This window comes from Actinomycetospora straminea, assembly GCF_028737255.1.
Taxonomy (GTDB): Bacteria; Actinomycetota; Actinomycetes; order Mycobacteriales; family Pseudonocardiaceae; genus Actinomycetospora; species Actinomycetospora straminea.
The window spans coordinates 32,933-50,847 of record NZ_JAQZAN010000007.1 but is presented as its reverse complement, the minus strand read 5'-3'; the positions used below and the strand labels follow the sequence as shown (position 1 = coordinate 50,847).

Annotated in this window: 18 protein-coding genes and 1 tRNA gene; 10 read left to right on the top strand and 9 right to left on the bottom strand. The window is 72.8% G+C overall.

Annotated features, from left to right (window positions below; translation table 11 throughout):
• Positions 1-3 precede the first annotated feature (3 nt).
• Entirely contained in the window at positions 4-831 is an 828-nt protein-coding gene (locus PH190_RS11755; RefSeq protein ID WP_274231695.1) for a class I SAM-dependent methyltransferase, read from the top strand.
• Between the two features lie 21 nt (positions 832-852).
• On the opposite strand, the gene ygiD is transcribed toward PH190_RS11755, so the two are convergent.
• Both ygiD and PH190_RS11745 read right to left on the bottom strand, forming a co-directional pair.
• Positions 853-1,698: a 4,5-DOPA-extradiol-dioxygenase gene (gene ygiD, locus PH190_RS11750; RefSeq protein WP_274231694.1), complete on the bottom strand. Its 846-nt coding sequence runs from the start codon at positions 1,696-1,698 to the stop codon at positions 853-855.
• Between the two features lie 79 nt (positions 1,699-1,777).
• A complete protein-coding gene (locus tag PH190_RS11745; protein ID WP_274231693.1) occupies positions 1,778-2,824 on the bottom strand; it encodes an LLM class flavin-dependent oxidoreductase in 1,047 nt (348 codons plus the stop codon).
• 155 nt (positions 2,825-2,979) lie between these two features.
• On the opposite strand from PH190_RS11745, the gene PH190_RS11740 reads away from it, so the two are divergent.
• The 4 genes from PH190_RS11740 (at position 2,980) to PH190_RS11725 (ending at position 5,252) form a co-directional block, all read left to right on the top strand.
• Positions 2,980-3,639, top strand: a complete 660-nt coding sequence (locus tag PH190_RS11740; RefSeq protein WP_274231692.1) for a TetR/AcrR family transcriptional regulator — start codon at positions 2,980-2,982, stop codon at positions 3,637-3,639.
• Positions 3,640-3,771: 132 nt separating this feature from the next.
• Positions 3,772-4,314 carry a cupin domain-containing protein gene (locus tag PH190_RS11735; RefSeq protein ID WP_274231691.1) on the top strand — a complete coding sequence of 181 codons (543 nt, stop codon included), beginning with the start codon at positions 3,772-3,774 and terminating at the stop codon, positions 4,312-4,314.
• An 86-nt stretch (positions 4,315-4,400) separates the two neighbouring features.
• Positions 4,401-4,937, top strand: a complete 537-nt coding sequence (locus PH190_RS11730; protein WP_274231690.1) for a hypothetical protein — start codon at positions 4,401-4,403, stop codon at positions 4,935-4,937.
• A 9-nt stretch (positions 4,938-4,946) separates the two neighbouring features.
• Positions 4,947-5,252, top strand: coding sequence for a DUF427 domain-containing protein (locus PH190_RS11725; protein WP_274231885.1), 306 nt, complete (start codon positions 4,947-4,949; stop codon positions 5,250-5,252).
• Between the two features lie 45 nt (positions 5,253-5,297).
• On the opposite strand, the gene PH190_RS11720 is transcribed toward PH190_RS11725, so the two are convergent.
• Entirely contained in the window at positions 5,298-5,762 is a 465-nt protein-coding gene (locus PH190_RS11720) for an Lrp/AsnC family transcriptional regulator (RefSeq protein WP_274231689.1), read from the bottom strand.
• Positions 5,763-5,856: 94 nt separating this feature from the next.
• On the opposite strand from PH190_RS11720, the gene PH190_RS11715 reads away from it, so the two are divergent.
• From PH190_RS11715 to PH190_RS11705, 3 genes are all read left to right on the top strand, one after another.
• On the top strand, positions 5,857-6,876 hold the full coding sequence (locus PH190_RS11715) for an isopenicillin N synthase family dioxygenase (protein WP_274231688.1): 1,020 nt from the start codon (positions 5,857-5,859) through the stop codon (positions 6,874-6,876).
• A gap of 103 nt (positions 6,877-6,979) precedes the next feature.
• On the top strand, positions 6,980-7,438 hold the full coding sequence (locus PH190_RS11710) for an SRPBCC family protein (protein WP_274231687.1): 459 nt from the start codon (positions 6,980-6,982) through the stop codon (positions 7,436-7,438).
• A 737-nt stretch (positions 7,439-8,175) separates the two neighbouring features.
• Positions 8,176-9,516: an MFS transporter gene (locus tag PH190_RS11705; RefSeq protein ID WP_274231686.1), complete on the top strand. Its 1,341-nt coding sequence runs from the start codon at positions 8,176-8,178 to the stop codon at positions 9,514-9,516.
• A gap of 32 nt (positions 9,517-9,548) precedes the next feature.
• Here PH190_RS11705 and PH190_RS11700 read toward each other — a convergent pair whose 3' ends face one another.
• The 5 genes from PH190_RS11700 to PH190_RS11680 all read right to left on the bottom strand — a co-directional run bounded on the left by PH190_RS11700 (position 9,549) and on the right by PH190_RS11680 (position 13,131).
• On the bottom strand, positions 9,549-10,103 hold the full coding sequence (locus tag PH190_RS11700; RefSeq protein ID WP_274231685.1) for a hypothetical protein: 555 nt from the start codon (positions 10,101-10,103) through the stop codon (positions 9,549-9,551).
• Positions 10,104-10,667: 564 nt separating this feature from the next.
• On the bottom strand, positions 10,668-11,018 hold the full coding sequence (locus tag PH190_RS11695; protein WP_274231684.1) for a rhodanese-like domain-containing protein: 351 nt from the start codon (positions 11,016-11,018) through the stop codon (positions 10,668-10,670).
• 317 nt (positions 11,019-11,335) lie between these two features.
• The gene (locus PH190_RS11690; protein WP_274231683.1) at positions 11,336-12,028 is read right to left on the bottom strand and encodes a hypothetical protein; all 693 of its coding nucleotides are present in this window, start codon (positions 12,026-12,028) and stop codon (positions 11,336-11,338) included.
• Entirely contained in the window at positions 12,025-12,555 is a 531-nt protein-coding gene (locus tag PH190_RS11685; RefSeq protein ID WP_274231682.1) for a TetR/AcrR family transcriptional regulator, read from the bottom strand. Before PH190_RS11685 ends, PH190_RS11690 begins: the two co-directional genes overlap by 4 nt.
• Before the next feature lie 502 nt (positions 12,556-13,057).
• Positions 13,058-13,131 (bottom strand) — tRNA-Pro (locus PH190_RS11680).
• Between the two features lie 118 nt (positions 13,132-13,249).
• On the opposite strand from PH190_RS11680, the gene PH190_RS11675 reads away from it, so the two are divergent.
• Both PH190_RS11675 and PH190_RS11670 read left to right on the top strand, forming a co-directional pair.
• Positions 13,250-14,470, top strand: coding sequence for a hypothetical protein (locus PH190_RS11675; protein WP_274231681.1), 1,221 nt, complete (start codon positions 13,250-13,252; stop codon positions 14,468-14,470).
• Between the two features lie 45 nt (positions 14,471-14,515).
• Positions 14,516-16,012: a mannitol dehydrogenase family protein gene (locus PH190_RS11670; RefSeq protein ID WP_274231680.1), complete on the top strand. Its 1,497-nt coding sequence runs from the start codon at positions 14,516-14,518 to the stop codon at positions 16,010-16,012.
• 6 nt (positions 16,013-16,018) lie between these two features.
• Here the strand turns inward: PH190_RS11670 and PH190_RS11665 are convergent, their stop codons facing one another.
• A complete protein-coding gene (locus tag PH190_RS11665; RefSeq protein WP_274231679.1) occupies positions 16,019-17,887 on the bottom strand; it encodes a putative bifunctional diguanylate cyclase/phosphodiesterase in 1,869 nt (622 codons plus the stop codon).
• Positions 17,888-17,915 lie beyond the last annotated feature (28 nt).

Here is a 17,915-nt window from a genome sequence, read left to right as displayed (position 1 = left end):
GGGGTGACCGATCCGGGACCCACGCTCGAGGAGCTGATGGTCGGCGTCGGGGGCCTCGCCCTGCTCCGGACGCTCTACGCCGACGCGGCCGACGCCCGGGCGGCACGCCTCGCCGAGACACGGGCGCTGCTCGACGGCACCCCCAGGACCGAGCACCTCGGTGCCGAGCTCGACCTGACCGAGGGCTACGTCCGGTGGGCGCCCACCTACGACCGTCCCCTGCGGCTGTTCGGCATCGAGGAGCCGCCGCTGCGGCGCCTGCTCGACGACCTCCCCGCCGGCGAGGCCCTCGACGCCGCGTGCGGCACCGGCCGTTGGGCCGCCCACCTCGCCGACCGCGGGCACACCGTCGTCGGCGTCGACCAGTCCCCGGCCATGCTCGACCGCGCCCGCACCAAGCTCCCCGACGCCCGCTTCCTCGAGGGACAGCTGACCGCGCTGCCCCTGCCCGACGCCTCCGTGGACGCGGCCGTCTGCGCCCTCGCCCTCGTCCACGTCGCCGACCTGGCCACGGCGATCGGCGAGCTCGCCCGCGTCGTGCGGCCCGGCGGACGGATCGTCGTCAGCGACGTCCACCCGTTCCTGGTGATGCTGGGCTGGCAGGCGCAGTTCCCGACCGACCAGTGCCGGGCCTTCATGCGGCTGCACGCCCACCTGCCCTCGGACTACACGACGGCGGCGCTGGACGCGGGCCTCACCGTCCGCGCCCACGCCGAACCGTGCCTTTCCGCCGAGGCCGTCGCGACGCCCACGGCCGACCTCATCCCCGACGCCAACCGCGCGGCCTACGTGGGTCTGCCGGGGGTGATCGTCTGGGAGTTCGGGCGGTAGCCGCCCGAGCACCGGATCGGCTCAGATGTTCGACCCGTCCGGCGGGAGCTCCGCCGGCGGCTGGGGCACGGTGTCCCCGCCGGAGACGTCGGGACAGGACGCGTCGAGGGTGTAGGCCGTCATCGACAGGGACCCGTAGGCGTACCCGTCGACGAGGACGTCCACCGCCGGGTCAGCGCTCGCGCCGGCCAGTCCCGCGAAGTAGAGCGCCGGGATGAAGTGGTCCGGAGTCGGGACCGCGTGCCGGAAGTCGGCGTGGGCGTCGAGGGTGGCGAATTCCGTCGGTGCGGTCAGCATCCGCTCGCGGGACACGTCGCTGAACCGCCGGGCCCAGTCGTAACCGTCGTCGGCCAGGCCCCAGTCCATCGCCCCGAGGTTGTGGACCACGTTGCCGCTGCCGATCACCAGGACGCCACGTCGTCGCAGCGGGGCGAGCTTCGCGCCGAGCTCGAGGTGGTGGTCGAAGGGCTTGTCGGCGTTGATGCTCAACTGCACGACGGGGACCGAGGCGTCGGGGAAGGCGTGCAGGAGCACCGACCAGGTCCCGTGGTCGATCCCCCAGCTGTCCACGTCGGCCCCGACCCACGTCGGGTGGACGACGTCGCTGACCTCCTCGGCGAGCTCGGGCAGGCCTGGTGCCGGGTACTGCACGTCGAAGAGCTCGGCCGGGAAGCCGTAGAAGTCGTGGATGGTGCGGGGCCGCGGCATGACGGTGACGGCGGTGGCGTTGATGTACCAGTGCGCGCTGATCACCAGGATCGCGCGCGGACGCGGCACCGCGGTGCCCAGGGAGTGCCAGGCCGTGGTGTAGCGGTTGACCGCGAGGGCGTTCATCGGGTTGCCGTGCCCGAGGAACGCGGCCGGCATCAACGCGTCCTCCGGTGCCGACCTGGTCCTGGTCGCAGGGTCGACCATGGCATCCACCACCTCTCTGTCGGAGGGCACCTCAGCCGACGAGCTTGGCCAGCTCGCGCATCTCGACCTCGGGGTCGACCACGGGCTGGATGACGATCTCGTCGATACCGGCCTGCTCCATCGAGGCGATGCGCGACGTCAGCTCGTCGCGGGTGCCGACCAGGCCCAGCTTGTCCACCAGGGAGGGCACGACGAGGTCGCGGTCCTCGGGGTCGATGCGCCCGAGGTAGCCGCGGTAGAGGACGTGGTGGCGGTCGGTGGCGGTGGCGGTGGTGCCGCGGCGGTCGAGCAGGCGCCGGACGGCCGCGTTCTCCTCGTCGCTGAGGGCGTCGCCGAAGGCCGGGTTGTCGGCGGCGAAGGTCAGCAGGGCCAGGGCGATGTGGCCCATGGCGTCGCGCGAGGCGTCGCCGTGGCGGTCCTCGCCCTGGCCGAGCACGTGGACCGACGTCATGACGTAGGAGTCGACGTCGAGCGGGGTGCCGGCCGCCTGCGCCGCCTCGCGGCGGGCCTGGTCGAAGCCTTCCCACGCGGCCGGGTCCAGCAGGCCGAAGGAGATGACGCCGGCGCCGCGGCGGCCGGCGATCGCCGCGGCCTTGAGGCCGAACGCGGCGACGACGAACTCGACGGGGTCGTCGGTGTTCACGTACGGGCCGACGTGCAGGAAGCGCACGTCCCGGACCCGGTCCTTCTCCCGGTACTCGGTGGATCGCCCCGCGCAGAGGTCCTGGAGCTGCCCGGTGAAGCGCTCGAGCTCCGCCATCGTCGTGGGCAGCATCCCGAGGGTCCGACGTGCGGTGTTGCCGGTCCCGATGCCGCAGATGATGCGGCCCGGGGCGAGGGCGTTGAGGCTGGCGAGCGCGGCCGCCGCGGCGGGGGCGGACCGCAGGGCCGGCGAGGTCACCCCGACGCCGAGCCGGATGCGGCTGGTCGCCTTGGCGCACAGGCCGAGGGAGACGAACGGGTCGCCGTTGACCATCGGGGTGTCGTAGACCCAGAAGCTCGAGAATCCCAGCTCCTCGGCGAGGACGGCGAGGTCCTCCACGCCCGGACGCGCCGTGACGACGATGCCTGTGCGCATGCGCTCCTCCTGCCGGACTCGCTACGCTGTGAGTGACTAAGCGCATAGTCACTGTGAGCTGAGACTCGTGTCAAGGTCGAGCGAGGGTGCCGGGTGGCCGTGACCGAGGATGGTCGCGGCGAGCCGTCGGGGCGCGCGGAGAGGTGGTGGACCGCATGGCGCTGAGACAGGCGCACCGCCGGGCCCGGGTCGTCGGCGCCACGATCGACCAGCCGTCCGCGGAGCTGTGGGGCCCGGAGTTCGCCGAGGTCGCGCAGAGGCTGTTGAGCTCGGCGGTGCTGTGCTTCGCCCGCAACGGCTTCCACGCCACCACCACCCGCGACATCACCGCCGGGGTGGGCCTGAGCCCCGGAGCCCTGTACGTGCACTTCTCCACCAAGGAGGACGTGCTGTTCGCGATCACACGGGTCGGGCACGAGCGCGCGCTGGCCGGCCTCGGCGACGACACCGACGAGCTGGAGCCGGCCGAGCAGGTCGCCGAGCTGGTGCGCCGGTTCGTCGCCTGGCACGCGCGCCACCACACGGTGGCGCGGATCTGCCAGTACGAGCTCTCCGGATTGGAGCCCGAGCACTTCGAGCAGGTGCAGCACCTGCGCCAGCAGATCAACCAGGTCTTCCGAGGTGCGGTGGCACGCGGTGTCCGCGCCGGGCTGTTCGACGTCCCCGACGTCCACCGCGCGGCCAGGGTCATCATCTCTCTGGGCGTCGACCTGGTGCGCTGGTACCGGCTCGACGGTCCGGACTCCCCGAAGGCCCTCGCCGACGAGTACGCCGAGCTCGCGCTGCGCATGGTGCTGGCGCGACCCGGCGGCTGACGGCCGGTTCCGGTTGACAGTGGTGACCGCCGCCACTGACTATGCGCTCAGTATGTAGCGCCTGACCGCGCCGGCTGCTCACCCGGCCGCCGCGGCGACCGCGCCTGCCGGCCACGTGCTCGAGGAGGGCCCATGGGCATCCAGCCACGACTGATCGTCACCGGGCGAGAGTCGGACGGGAGGTCGGTGTTCGTCACCGACGAGCCCGCCGACCCGATCACGGTCGGTGCGATCCCCGGGTCCGAGTTCTACATGCTGTGGGGCACCGAGGACGGCACGGCGACCGTGGGCTCGGAGCCCGCGCAGCCCAGGCTGTGGCCGTTCTTCCCCGGCACGGGCGGGACGCGCATCCTCTTCCTGCGGTGGGCGCCCGAGTCCTCGGCACCCGAGGAACTCGGCGATCCCGAGGCGCTGGGCGCCGAAGCGGCCGAGAAGCTGCCCGGCCTGATGGACGTCTTCGAGCCCGACGCCCCCGGCATGCACACCACCGACAGCGTCGACTACGGGATCTGCCTGGAAGGCGAGCTGCACCTCGAGCTCGACGACGGCCAGGAGGTCAAGCTGACCCCCGGCGCGTGCGTCGTCCAGCGCGGCACCCGCCACGCCTGGCACAACCGCTCCGACCAGCCTGCACTCATGTGCTACGTGCTCATCGGCGCCGATCGGACCTCCTGAAGTGCGCGCCGGGACCGGGAGAGATCTCTCGTCGAGGTCGGTCCCCGGGTGTTGAGGGGCGGGCCCGACGGGAGCAGGCTCCTCTGATGGCGACACGCCTCGCCCGGTTCGAATCCGGGCTTTCCGAGCTGCGCTACATCCCGACCGCGAAACACGTGCGCGCCACGATCGCGGGCACAACCGTCGTCGACTCCCACCGGGCGGTCCTGCTCTGGGAGCCCCGACGCGTCGTCCCGCAGTACGCCGTGCCGGTGGCCGACGTCGGCGCCGACCTCGTCCCGGGCCGCCCCGGCGACGGGGACACGCGGGGCGGGCCGGTACTGATGGGCGAGAGATCGATCGAAGTGCTCACCCCCGAGGCCGGCTTCGGTCACCACACCGCCGTAGGCGAGGTGCTCACCGTGCGGACCTCGGACCACGAACGGATCGGGGCAGCGTTCCGGCTTGCCGACCCCGACCTCGCCGACCTCGTCGTGCTCGACTGGGACGCGTTCGACGAGTGGTTCGAGGAAGCTCAACGCGTCATCGGCCACCCGCACGATCCGTTGGCCCGCATCGACGTCCTGCGCAGCGACCGCCATGTCCGCATCGAGCGCGACGGGAAGGTCCTCGCCGAGAGCTAACGGCCGAACCTGCTCTTCGAGACCGGCCTGCCGGTCCGGTTCTACCTGCCCCCCGAGGATGTGCGACTCGATCTGTTGCACCCCAGCGCCACCCGAACGACCTGCGCCTACAAGGGTGTCGCGTCCTACTGGGCCGTCCCCGACACCGCCACCGACACCACGGCGGCCGGCACCCCGACCGACGTCGCCTGGACCTACCCCGACCCGTTGCCCGACGCCGTCCCCGTCGCCGACATGGTCTGCTTCTTCGACGAGCGCGTCGACATCGTGGTCGACGGCAGGCGGGGCCCGCGTCCGCTCACTCCGTGGAGCTGACGGGGCGAGTCGCTCGCTGAACAGCGTTCTCGCGCCGTCAGGACCTCACTGCGCGCCCGCCGTGAGCGTCGGACCCCGCCGGTGCTCGTAGACGATGTGGGTCTGGATGGAGCGGACCGAGGGCACCGAGGTCACCTTCTGCCACGCGAACGTCCGGATGTCCTCGCTCGACGCGACCGCCACGCGGATCAGCACGTCGGTCTCCCCCGACAGCACCGTCGCGTCGAGCACGCACGGGTCGTCGACGACGGCGTCGAGGAACCGCGTGACCACCTCGGCGCTCTGCGGACGCAGCTGCACCGCGATGAGCGCTTGCATCGGGCGACCCAGGGCCGCCGGGTCGACCTCCGCGGTGAAGCGGGTGATCACCCCGGCGTCGACGAGGCGACGCACGCGCTCATGGGTGGTGGACTCGGCCAGACCGACACGGGCGGCCAGCTCGCGGTTGGAGATCCGGGAGTTCTCCTGCAGCGCCGCGAGGATCGCCCGGTCGACCGGAAGAATCGTCACGATCCACGAACCTAGCCGCAGGTCCTTCGCACGGGGATGAGCAGGCCGGAACCCGGGCTAGCATCGCGGCGTCGCCGAGCCCAGGAGGAACCCCGTGACACACGCCCCGGTCTCGGCGAGCCTGCCCGTCCTCGACATGTCGGCCCTCGACGGCGACGAGGCCTCCGCGCAGGCGTTCCGCGACGCCCTGCGCACCGCCACCCACGACGTCGGGTTCTTCCACCTCGTCGGCCACGGGATCCCCGACGAGGTGACCGCCCGCGCCTTCGCCACCGCCGAGCGGTTCTTCGCCCTGCCCGCCGAGGACAAGCAGGGCGTCGAGATGCTGCGTAGCCCCCACTTCCGCGGCTACACCCGCACCGGCGGCGAGCTCACCGGCGGCCGGGTCGACTGGCGCGAGCAGATCGACCTCGGCGCCGAGCGCGCCCCGGTCGACGACCCGGCCGCGCCGGCCTACATGCGCCTCGAGGGCCCGAACCCGTGGCCGGCGGCCCAGCCCGAGCTGCGGACGGTGTTCCTCGACTGGGAGCAGCGGTGCTCGGCGGTCGCCCGCCGGCTGATGCGGTCGTGGGCGCTGTCGCTCGGCAGCCCCGCCGACGTCTTCGACGACACCTTCGGGGACCGCCCCTCCACGCTGATCAAGCTGGTCCGCTACCCGGGCCGGGAGGACCGGGGCCAGGGTGTCGGCGCCCACAACGACCCCGGGGTGCTCACCCTGCTCATGGTCGAGCCGGGCAAGGCCGGTCTCCAGGTCGAGCACGACGGCGCGTGGCTCGACGTGCCCGCCCTGCCGGGCGCCTTCGTGGTCAACATCGGCGAGCTCCTGGAGTTCGCCACCGACGGCTACCTCAGGGCGACGAGGCACCGCGTCGTCTCACCGCCGCCGGGCGAGACCCGCCTGTCGATCCCCTTCTTCTTCAACCCCGCCCTCGATTCCACCGTCCCGCGCATCACGCTGCCCCCGGCGCTCGCGGACCATGCGCGCGGGGTCACCCAGGACCCGGACAACGTCATCTCCGGCACCTTCGGCGACAACCTGCTCAAGGCGCGCCTGCGCGCCCACCCCGACGTCGCCGCCGTCCACCACGCCGACCTCGTGAGGAGCGCGCCGTGAACCTGCCCGACCAGTGACGCGTGGAGAGGAGCGGATCACGTCGGGACGACCGATCTGCAGTCGATCCTCGCCGAGCCGGTGATGGCGCTGCCATCCTTCGTGCGTGGCACGAGTCGATGTCCGGAGCACGATCACGATCCAGCGGCCGCGCGCAGAGGTAGCGGCGTTCGCCACCAACCCCGACAACGCCACGCGGTGGTACAGGAACATCAAGTCTGTCGAGTGGGAGACGACTGGGCCGGTCCGTCCCGGGTCACGGATCGCGTTCGTCGCCCACTTCCTCGGCCGACGACTCGCCTACACCTACGAGGTCCGAGAGCTGGAGCCCGCCCGACGGTTCGTGATGAGCACTACCCAGGGACCGTTCCCCATGGAGACGACCTACACCTGGGAGGACACCGCCGACGGCGGTACACGGATGGTCTTGCGGAACCACGGAGAGCCATCAGGCTTCTCGAGCCTCAGCGCCCCTCTCATGTCGGCGGCCATGCGTCGGGCCAACCACAAGGACCTTCTTGCCCTCAAGAGCCTTCTCGAGGCGGAGGACGCGCAGGACGGGTAGCAACACGTCGCTGGTCGCCGCCGGTCGTCCTGCAGACCCGGGGGCGCGTGACGCGGCCCGTTGGAGGTCATGCCGGTCACCGCGGAGTGCGCGGCTGGTCCACCGGAGTCGGATGGGCACGCGCACGGCCGTCGGCGTGGTCGGCCGGCTCTTCCGACCGCACAGGTCGACGCGGGCGCGGCGCCTCGGTGGCGTACCCTCCGCCGGCGAGCCGTCGGCGGCTCAACCTCTGCTCCGTGGTCTCGAGCAGGCTCATCGCGACGTCGCAGAGGTACTGGGAATGGGCAACGCGCGCTGACACCCGCGCGACGGCCTCGGCGCCGAAGTTGTCCTCCAACGTCACCACCCCCTTGCTCCTTCCTGCTCGATACCGGGCTCCCGCCCGGTTTCCCCCAGGTTCGCGCACACGGCAACGGCTTCGCCAGCGTCAGGTGCGGCAGGCTCCGGTCGTCGCCGGCGGCCGGCTCGACATGGCAGCTGCTCACGGGAACGGCTCCTGCGGACGCCGGCGGCTGCCGGCTCGTGTCGTGGCCCGGCAACAACTGTGCTTCCGAGCGGCAGTGCGGGTCGGCCATCCCCGCGACGAGCGTGCTTGCTCGAGGGTTCACGCACGCCTCGATGTCAGCCATCGCTTCGGCCGGTGGTGGTGCAGCGGTCGTCGCCCGTCGAGTCGTGACGCAGGTCACAGTCCGCTAGTCTCGCCGGGCGGGGGCAACCGCGAACGTGGGGAGATGACGATGACCGAGGTCCCGAAGAACGAGTCGGTCGATCGGAAGACGTTGCAGCGCGTCGCGTTCGCCAGCGCAGTCGGGACCACGATCGAGTTCTACGACTTCTTCATCTACGGCACTGCCGCGGCGCTGGTCTTCCCGAAGATCTTCTTCCCGGCCCTGGGCGCCACCGCCGGCCTCGTGGCGTCCTTCGCGACGTTCGCGGTGGCGTTCGTGGCCCGGCCGGTCGGTGCGCTGTTCTTCGGGCACTTCGGCGACCGCATCGGGCGCAAGCGCACGCTGGTCGTGACGCTGCTCGTGATGGGGACCGCGACCGTGGTCATCGGATTGCTCCCCGGCGCGTCCACGATCGGGGTGGCGGCGCCGATCGCGCTGGTCGTGCTCCGTTTCGCGCAAGGCTTCGCGGTGGGCGGGGAGTGGGCCGGCGCCGTGCTGCTCACCGCCGAGTACGCCCCGCCGGGCAAGCGGGGCGTCTACGCGATCTTCCCCCAGCTCGGGGCGCCCATCGCGTTCGCGCTCGCCAGCGCGACCTTCCTCGTTACGGGGCTCACCCTCGGAGACGCCGATCAGGTCTTCCTCGACTACGGCTGGCGGATCCCGTTCCTGCTCAGCATCGTGCTGGTGGGCGCGGGTCTCTACGTCCGCCTCAAGATCAGCGAGACGCCGGTCTTCCAGCAGGCCCGTGGCGGCCCGGAGGCGTCCGCGCTGCTGGGCACCACGCCGCTGCTCTCCGCGATCCGCACGCAGGGGCGGGCGATCCTGCTTGGCGGCGGCTCGGGGATCGCGCTCTTCGCGTTCTTCTACATGGGGACCGCGTACCTCACCAGCTTCGGGACCAGCCCGTCAGGCGCCGGGCTCAGCCGGCCGACAGTACTGACGATGGGCATCGTCGCCGGGATCGCCTTCGGCGCGACCACGATCGTCTGCGGGTGGCTCTCCGACCGCGTGGGCCGCAAGCGCCTCGTGGTGGCCGCGAACGCGGTCGCGGTGGCGTGGGGGCTGCTGCTGTTCCCGGTGCTCGGCATCGGCACCGGGTGGGCGTTCGGCCTCGGGCTCGTGGTGACTCTCGCGATCGTGGGCGTGCAGTACGGCCCGGCAGGGGCCCTGCTGCCCGAGCTCTTCGAGACCCGGCACCGCTACACCGGAGCCGGTGCGGCATACAACCTCTCGGCGATCCTGGGGGGTGCGGTGCCACCCCTGATCGCGACCCCGCTCGCTGCCGCCTTCGGGCCGTTCGCCATCGGGATCATGCTCTGCATCCTGGCGTTGATCAGCGTGTCGTGTGCCGCGGCGCTGCCCGAGACGCGCAGCGTCGACATGACGGCCGCCGCCCGCGCCTCGGCTTGACCCACGGCGGTCCGAGCTGCGCTCGGGTCCCCTCAGCGTCGAAGCCGTTGGTGGGGCAGCGGCGTGGCGGGGACGGTCCCCTCGTCGCCGGGCACGAGGTGCGGATGAGGGACGAACGACGCAGTGCGCACCGGCGCATCCTCGGGCGGTCCGAGCCCTCGCCAGGTCGCGACGGCTGCGGGCAGTGCGGCGACGGTGCCCCCGAGGCCGAGCAGGACCAGGACCCACCCGAGCGGAGGCACCGTGAGGGGCTCACTGGCGAGATCGACGACCGCCAGGACGAGCACCCCGGCGGCACACCAGCGCGTGATCTGGTGGGCCCGTCGGCGGACGTCCTCACGGAGGACGAGCTCGCCAGGCGCGAGCGTGTGTGCGGGGCTGCGTAGGAACGCCCGCGTGTAGCGGGCCAAGAACAGCCACCCGACCGCGCCGCCGCCTACGCCGGCACCCCAGGCGACTGCGGCGACGGTGGTACCCCAATCGATCAGAGCACCGGTGAAGCCGGCGAGCACGGGAAGTGCGGCGGTGCCGGACAGGAGACGAGTGGTCAGCGGACCGCGGGCGCGTGATCGCACCGCGGCGCGCATGCTCTGGAGCTGCGCCCACGGCCCACTCGGCGGTGGGCCGCTGGTGAACCCATCGCGGGCGCTCGACCCTCGATCGGCGCGGCCAGCTGCCGGTGAGGCCCGCATGCCGACGATGGGCGCCCGGAGGGTTCGGTCCCCCGTGCGGGCGTGCCGTCCGGTGGTGGCCTCCGGCATCGACATGCTCGGGGGGTCCCCCTGATCCGGCGCGTCCGGCGCCTTCGCCTCCCCGTTCACGACGGTAGGCTATCGAGGTGGCGGATCACACGTTCCGCAGGAACGGTTTGATCCACTCACCATCGCTTTGCTGTGCCTTTCGGGGCAGCGACGTGGCCCCACGTTGGCTGATGCCCTGCTTCGCTTGAAGGCCCTCACGAGCGATGGTCCGCGCGTGAAGGGCGCGGTCTGAAGCTCGGCACGCTGGACCACAGCTACCGCACGACGCCTCGGGGTCCGCCGTGCGCCGACTCGGACCTGACGAGCGTGAGCAGCACTCGCCAGTACCGATGCACCAGGACCCGTACGGCCGACGAGCTCGCCACCCTGGCCCCGGAGAGCTGAGGTCGGTCACCAATGGCGGTTGAGCGGGCGGCCGGCTGCGCTCCACGCCCGTGTTCCGCCGGCCACCACGGAGGACTCGATGCCGACCTCGCCCAGGATGGCGACGGCATCGATGCTGCGCTCGGCATCGCCCACGATGCACACCCGGTTGAACACGGGCCGTCGCGCGCCGAACAGGCGCGCCCAGAGCTCGTCGTCGGGGTCTCGGAGGCGACCCGGCAGCTCCGGCAGTGAGACGGGCACGGAGCCCGGGATGTGGCCGACCGCGAAGTGCTCGGCGTCGCGGACGTCGAGCAGCACGACATCACGGCGTTCGAGCCCCGCGGCGAGCTCGTGGACCGACATCTCCTGGTACATCCAGCACCTCAACAGGTGGCCGAGCGGGCGCGCTCCCGACACCCCGCTTGGGACCCATTGTCGCTACCGGGGCAAGGGAGCGTGGCGCCTCGAGTGGCGGCGATGACGGGGTTCTCAGCCGGCGGGGTCGTCGCCTACCGCGAGAACTCCGCCGATCCGCTCGTGGTCGACCTCGACCGGACAGCCGGGTCGGGGTGTCGGCCGCGTCGACGATTCCGACCCGTCAGCCGCGTCGCTGGGGACCAACGCTGCACGCCGCGACGACCTCCCTCGCCGCGCGGCATCCCTGTGCGGCGGCGCCGGGTGAGATCGACTCCTCACGCCGAGGCGGCCACGGCGATCAGGGCGACGGCGCCCGCCCCATAGGCGGCGGCGAGAGGGACGCTGCGAGGCAGCCGGCGAGCCGCCCCGAAGCGGCGGTAGAGGCCGCTCAGACCTCCGCGGACCCGGTCGCCCCACCGCTGCCCGACCCCCAGGAGGACCAGACAGGGCAGGCAGTACACGACGGCGTACCCGGCCAGCAGCAGTGTCGCCGCGCCCACACCGATCCCGGCGGCGGCCATGCGCTCGATGGCGATGAAGTAGGGAAAGGCGTTGGGGAGGTCGGCGCCGGTCACCAGGACGCCGGTCGGCACCGCGGTCCAGACCGAGAACCATCCGGGCAGCGCGACCGCCGACACGTCCCGCGGACGCAGCCGGCGCAGCGCGGTCACGAGCAGGACGACGCCGGCGGCACCGAAGGCGAGACGCCGCACCCACACGAGCCCGCCGGCGACCGCAGCGGTGTCGGCGGCCAGGTAGACCGCGCACCCGACCGCGAACACCGTGAGCGCCGCCCCCACCGCGACGCCCGCCCCGAGGGCGACCGGCGACCCGCGGCGAGCGGTCGCCGAGGGCCCGGTGGACTCCGTGGGCAAGAGGAGGATCAGCGCGACCAGGCCGATCGTCGCGGGGTTCAGCGCGTCGAGCAGGGCCAGGCCCGCGACGACACCCACCAGCGAGGCGCTCATCGCGACGGTGCTCCCCGCGCCGCGGTGGGGAGCACCCGGGCCACGAGCTCCTCCAGCTCGTCACCGGTCACGGCCTGCCCGGTCAGGGCCGCCAGGAAGAGCCCGTCGCCGACCAGGCGGACCAGCAAGGCCTCGACCGGATCGGCGAGCTCGGCCGCGATCGCGCGTTGCCAGCGCCCGATCGCCTCGGCCACGTCGTCGGGCAGGTCGACCCGCCCGCTCGCACTCATGCGGACCAGGGACAGCAGCGCCCGCGCGGTCTGCTGGTCGGCGCCGTCCTCCGCCGAGAGCCGCAACCACGTCACGGCGGCACGACCCACCCGGGCGGCGTCGTCCATCTGCCGGTCGGTGCGCTCGACGATCCGTCGCAGCAGACCGGCGGTCAGGGCAGCACGATCCGGGAAGTGGTGGAGCAGCCCGCCCTTGCTCACCGCCGCGCGCGCCGCGACCTCGTCGAACGTCGGCTCGGGGTTCCCCTCCAGCACCAGGGACTCGAGCGCCTCCAGCACCTTGTCGCGCACCGTCATGTCCGCCAGAGTACCGACCGTCTAGACGGTCGGACAACCTCGATGCCGTGATGTGCCCGTAGGGGCTCCAGCTCCGCGATCTCGTCGTCGGCGGCGGCACGGAACGGTGGGGCACCGGTGGGCGCCGCGACGGCGCGCGCAGCACGCGGGACTCGCCGGGGTCACAGCGGCGCGCGGTCACGGAAGAAGCAGCTCGGAGCAGCCCGTCGAGTCCGACCGCGATGACCTCGACGGCGCCGGCCGCGGCTGGCGTACCGGCCTCGGGGCGCGCCAGGAGGTGCTCGAGCGCGCCGCGCGCCAGCCCAAACCCCGCAGCCGCGACGGTGTCGGGGCCGTCGTACACCATGGTGTGCGCGACCGCCTCGAGGCTGCTCCAGGTCGGGGTGCCGCGCATGCTGCCGAGCACCTCGTCGGGCAACCCGATGCCATGACCCACACCGCGAACGTCAAGAACCCCGCTGACCTGGGCTTCTGCCCTGGTCAACGGGGTTCTGGTGCTCTGTCGGGACGACAGGATTTGAACCTGCGACCCCTTGACCCCCAGTCAAGTGCGCTACCAAGCTGCGCCACGTCCCGATCGCCCGCGCCCTGGAGCGCGACGTCGAAAGGCTACCCCACGGCGGCGCTCCGGCCACGACCCGGGGCCACGGCCCGGGGGTCATGGCGTGACCGCCGTGCGGTAGGCATGGGTGGCATGGGGGGAATCCGTGTTGCCACCGGGCGCCGCCGTGCGTCGCTCGTCCTGCTCGCCGTCATGGCCGTCGTGCTCGCCGCGTGCGGCGGGACCACCAGCGACGACCCGACGCCGGGGACCGTCGGCCCCGGCGAGCGCGACCCGCTTCTCCAGCCGTTCGCGTCGGACAGCATCTGGAACACGCCGATCGGGAGCGGGGCGGTCTACGTCCCGGCCGGGCTCCAACCGCTGCCCGGCGGCCTGACCAGCGGCCGCGTGCCCCAGGTCGACGACGAACCGATCGTCCTCACCCCCGAGGCGCCCGAGACGCCGATCCTCTACAGCCGCGGCGGCTTCGGCGGCGACCGGTGCGCGGCCGACCCGTCGCGACTGCTGCGGACCGCGCCCATCCCCGCCGGCTACGTGCTGCCCAGCGACAACAAGAACCAGAGCGCCGCGATCCTCGGCGCCGACCGGCGCACCGTCATCAACGTCCAGCCCCTCGCCCGCTGCGAGGCCGGCGGGCCCGCGACGAGCATCGTCTACTTCCCCGACACCGACCTCTACGGCCCGGGCATCGACGGCGCGCACGGCGGGTCGGGCCTCTCCGCGCTCGGCGGGTCGATCCGCCTCGGCGAGCTGCGGCCCGGGCAGGAGGGGCCGCGCCACGTCCTCAAGGTCAACGTCTACGGCCGCGGCGAGCTCGCCCGGTGCACGGACTCCGCGAGCTGCTCGCGCTGGCCCGCCCGCAAGAGCGACCGCGGCGGACCGCGCAACTACGGCACCGACGGCGACAACCGCAACGGCGCGATGCGCCTCGGGGCCCTGCTCGCGCTGCCGCCGTCGGTCGACATCGCCGCGATCGGCCTGACCACCGAGCCCGCCCGCCAGCTCGCGTGGACGCTGCAGAACTACGGCGCGTACGTCGTCGACGACACCAACGGGCCGCAGTTCGCCCTCAACGCCGAGGTCGGGCCGGCCGGGTCGATGCGCGAGCAGTTCCGTGACGACTGGGGCTACGACTTCGAGGTCGAGTCCGAGGTCACCGACAACCCGTGGGCCGAGGACGTCAAGCGGCTCCGCCCGCTGCTCCAGGTCGTCGACAACAACGGTCCGGGCAGCGTCGGCGGGGGCGGGACCCCGCGGCAGCCGCTGCTCCCGCCGCTGGGCGACCCGCCGCCGCAGACCGTGGTGCAGCCGCCGCTGGAGGCCCAGCCGGACCCCCCGGTGCTCGTGCGCTGACCTCGGCGGATGCGCGGTGTCGGTGATCCGCGACATAGTGGGGGCGTGGCTGCGACGACGCTGACGGCGGCGAACCTGGCGGACCTGCCCGCGGATGTCCCGGGCCCGAGCTACGACCGCGGCGCGGTGTCGGTGGGCATCGTGCACTTCGGGGTCGGCGGGTTCCACCGGGCGCACCAGGCGATGTACCTCGACGAGCTCATGAACCAGGGCAAGGCCCTGGACTGGGGCATCTGCGGCGTGGGCGTGCTCGAGGCCGACAAGAAGATGGCCGAGGTCACCGAGACGCAGGACGACCTGTACACCCTCGTGCTCAAGCACGCCGACGGCCGGCGCGAGGCGCGGGTGATCGGGTCGATCGTCGACTACCTCTACGCGCCCGACGACCCCGAGGCCGTGCTCGACCGCATGACCGACCCGGCCACGCGGATCGTCAGCCTCACCGTCACCGAGGGCGGCTACCACAAGAACGCGAGCACCGGGGAGTTCGACGACCGCGACCCCGCCATCCAGGCGGACATCGCCGCGGAGCCGGGCACCGCGCCGCGGACCACGTTCGGCTTCCTCGTCGAGGCGCTGCGCCGGCGCCGCGACGACGGCACCGGGCCGTTCACGGTGATGTCCTGCGACAACATCCAGGGCAACGGTCACGTCGCCCACGCCATGATCACGGCCTACGCACGGCGGAAGGACCCGGAGCTCGCCGACTGGATCGAGGCCAACGTCCCGTTCCCGAACTCGATGGTCGACCGGATCACGCCGCGCACCACCGACGAGGACCGCGAGGAGCTGCAGGCCAACACCGGGATCGTCGACGCCTGGCCGGTGGTGTGCGAGCCGTTCACGCAGTGGGTGCTCGAGGACCGGTTCGCGGCCGGGCGCCCACCGTTCGAGGACGTCGGGGTCCAGGTCGTCGACGACGTCGAGCCCTACGAGCTCATGAAGCTGCGCCTGCTCAACGCGAGCCACCAGGCGATCGCCTACCTCGGCTACCTCGCGGGCTACCGGTACGCCCACGAGGTGGCGGGCGACGAGCTGTTCGCCGGCTTCACCCGCGCCTACATGGACCGCGAGGGCACGCCGACCCTCGCGCCCGTGCCCGGCGTCGACCTCGACGACTACAAGGCGACGCTCATCGAGCGCTTCGCCAACCCGGCGATCCGCGACACCCTCGCCCGCCTGGCCGCCGAGAGCTCCGACCGCATCCCGACGTGGCTGGTGCCGGTCATCCGGATCAACCTCGAGCAGGGCGGCGAGATCGAGCGCTCCGCGCTGGTCGTCGCGGCGTGGGCCCGCTACGCGGAGGGGGTGGACGAGAGCGGCGAGCCGATCGAGGTCGTCGACACCGGCCGCGCCGAGGAGCGCATCGCCGCCGCCCGCCGTTACCCCGACGAGCCGCTGGCGTTCCTCGAGGACCGGGACCTGTTCGGCGACCTCGTCGACGACGAGCGCTTCACGACGGCCTACCGCGCCCACCTCGAGGCCCTGCACACCGACGGGGCCCGCGCCACGGTCGACGCCCTGGAGCAGCGGAGCCGGTAACCGGTCTCAGCGCGGGCTCGGGACGGCGGGCCTCGCCGGGGCCGTGACCCAGGCGAGGAGCTGGTCGGGCGGGAGGGGACGCGAGAACAGGTAGCCCTGGGCCGTCGTGCAGCCCATGTCGAGCAGCGTCCGCGCGGCGAGCTCGGTCTCGACGCCCTCGGCGATGAGGTCGAGGCCGAACGAGTGGGCCAGCCCGACGATCGACCGGACGATCGAGAGGTCCTCGGCGGTCCGGCCCAGGTCCCGCACGAAGGTCCGATCGATCTTGAGGATGGTGACCGGCAGCGCCTTGAGCTGGGCCAGCGAGCTGTAGCCGGTGCCGAAGTCGTCGATGGCGACGCACACGCCGAGCCGGCGCAGGCCGCGCAGCGTCGCCGACGCCGCGTCGAGGTCGCCGACGACGGCGTGCTCGGTGACCTCGAGGACGAGGTCGCGCCCGTCGAGGCCGTGGCGGGCCAGCACCTCGGCGACGGCGTCGACGAAGTCGATGGCGAGGAGCTGCACCGGCGAGACGTTGACCGCCATCGTGAAGCCCGGGCCGACCACGTCGGGGCGGTCGCGGCGCCACGCGGCCAGCTGGCGGCACGCGCCGTCGAGCACCCAGCGGCCCAGCTCGCCGGCCAGGTTGGTGGCCTCGGCGACGCCGACGAACAGCTCCGGCGACACCGGCCCCAGCGTGGGGTGGTGCCACCGCAGGAGCGCCTCGACCCCGCCCGCGGACGCGGTGCGCAGGTCGACGACGGGCTGGTAGTGGATGGCGAGGGTGCCGTCGCGGATCGCCGAGAGCAGGCTCATCTCGACGGTGAGGCGCACCTCCTCGCGGACCCGCATCTCCGTGGTGAAGGTGACGACCTCGTTGCCGCCGTGCTCCTTGGCGGTGAGCACGGCCTGGTCGGCGCTGCGCAGCCAGAGCCCGACCTCGGCGGTCGGGGCGTGCGCCACGGCGATCCCGACGCTGACGGTGCGCCGCAGCGACTGACCGCCGAGGCGGATCGGCTCCGCCATGGCGCGCTGGACCCGCGCCGCGACCGCGGCGGCCTGCGCCTCGTCGGCGGACCCCGCGAGCGCGACGACGAACTCGTCGCCCCCGAGCCGGGCCACCATGTCGTTGACACCCGTCGCGGCGCGGATGCGCTCGGCGACGGCGATGATGAAGCGGTCGCCGGCGTCGTGCCCGAGGAAGTCGTTCGTGGCCTTCAGCCGGTCGACGTCGATGAACAGCAGCGCCCGCGGCCCGGGCGGCGGCGACGTCAGCGTCGCCTGCAGGTGCGCGAGCAGCGCGCGGCGGTTGGGCAGGCCCGTGAGCTCGTCGTGGTGGGCGATGTGGCGCAGCTGGTCCTCGGCGAGCAGCCGGGCCTGCATCTGGGCGATGAGGGTGGCGATGGTCCGCAGCGCACGGGTCTCCTCGGCGCTCCACCCCCGGTCGCCGTACTTGACGAACCCGAAGATGCCGGTCGTGCTCCCGCCCGACCGCAGCGGGATCGAGACGGCCGAGGTGGCGTCCACGCCGGAACCCTGCCTGACCCGCTCCTGGTAGCCCTCCGAGTCGGAGGGACGCACGGCGTAGACGTCGACGAGGTGCTCGGTCGCCGCGAAGGACGGGTCCGCGGACTCGAAGAAGATGACGCCGAGCGGGTCCGGGTCGGGCACGACCTCGCGGGGCGGCCACTCCGCGATCAGCACGGTCGCCCGCCGCGCGGCGTCGTGGAAGCGCAGGAAGCTCAGGTCCACCTCGAAGTAGGAGACCAGGACCTGCAGCACCTCCTCGCTGGCGGTCCGCAGGGTCGTCGAGTCGACGCCCATGAGCGTGGTCGCGACGCGGGTGACGAGCTCGTCGAGGTTCGTCGGCGCGATCTCACTCGGCGTACGGTCCACGCCACGCAGCGTAGCCGTCGTGCGGCCG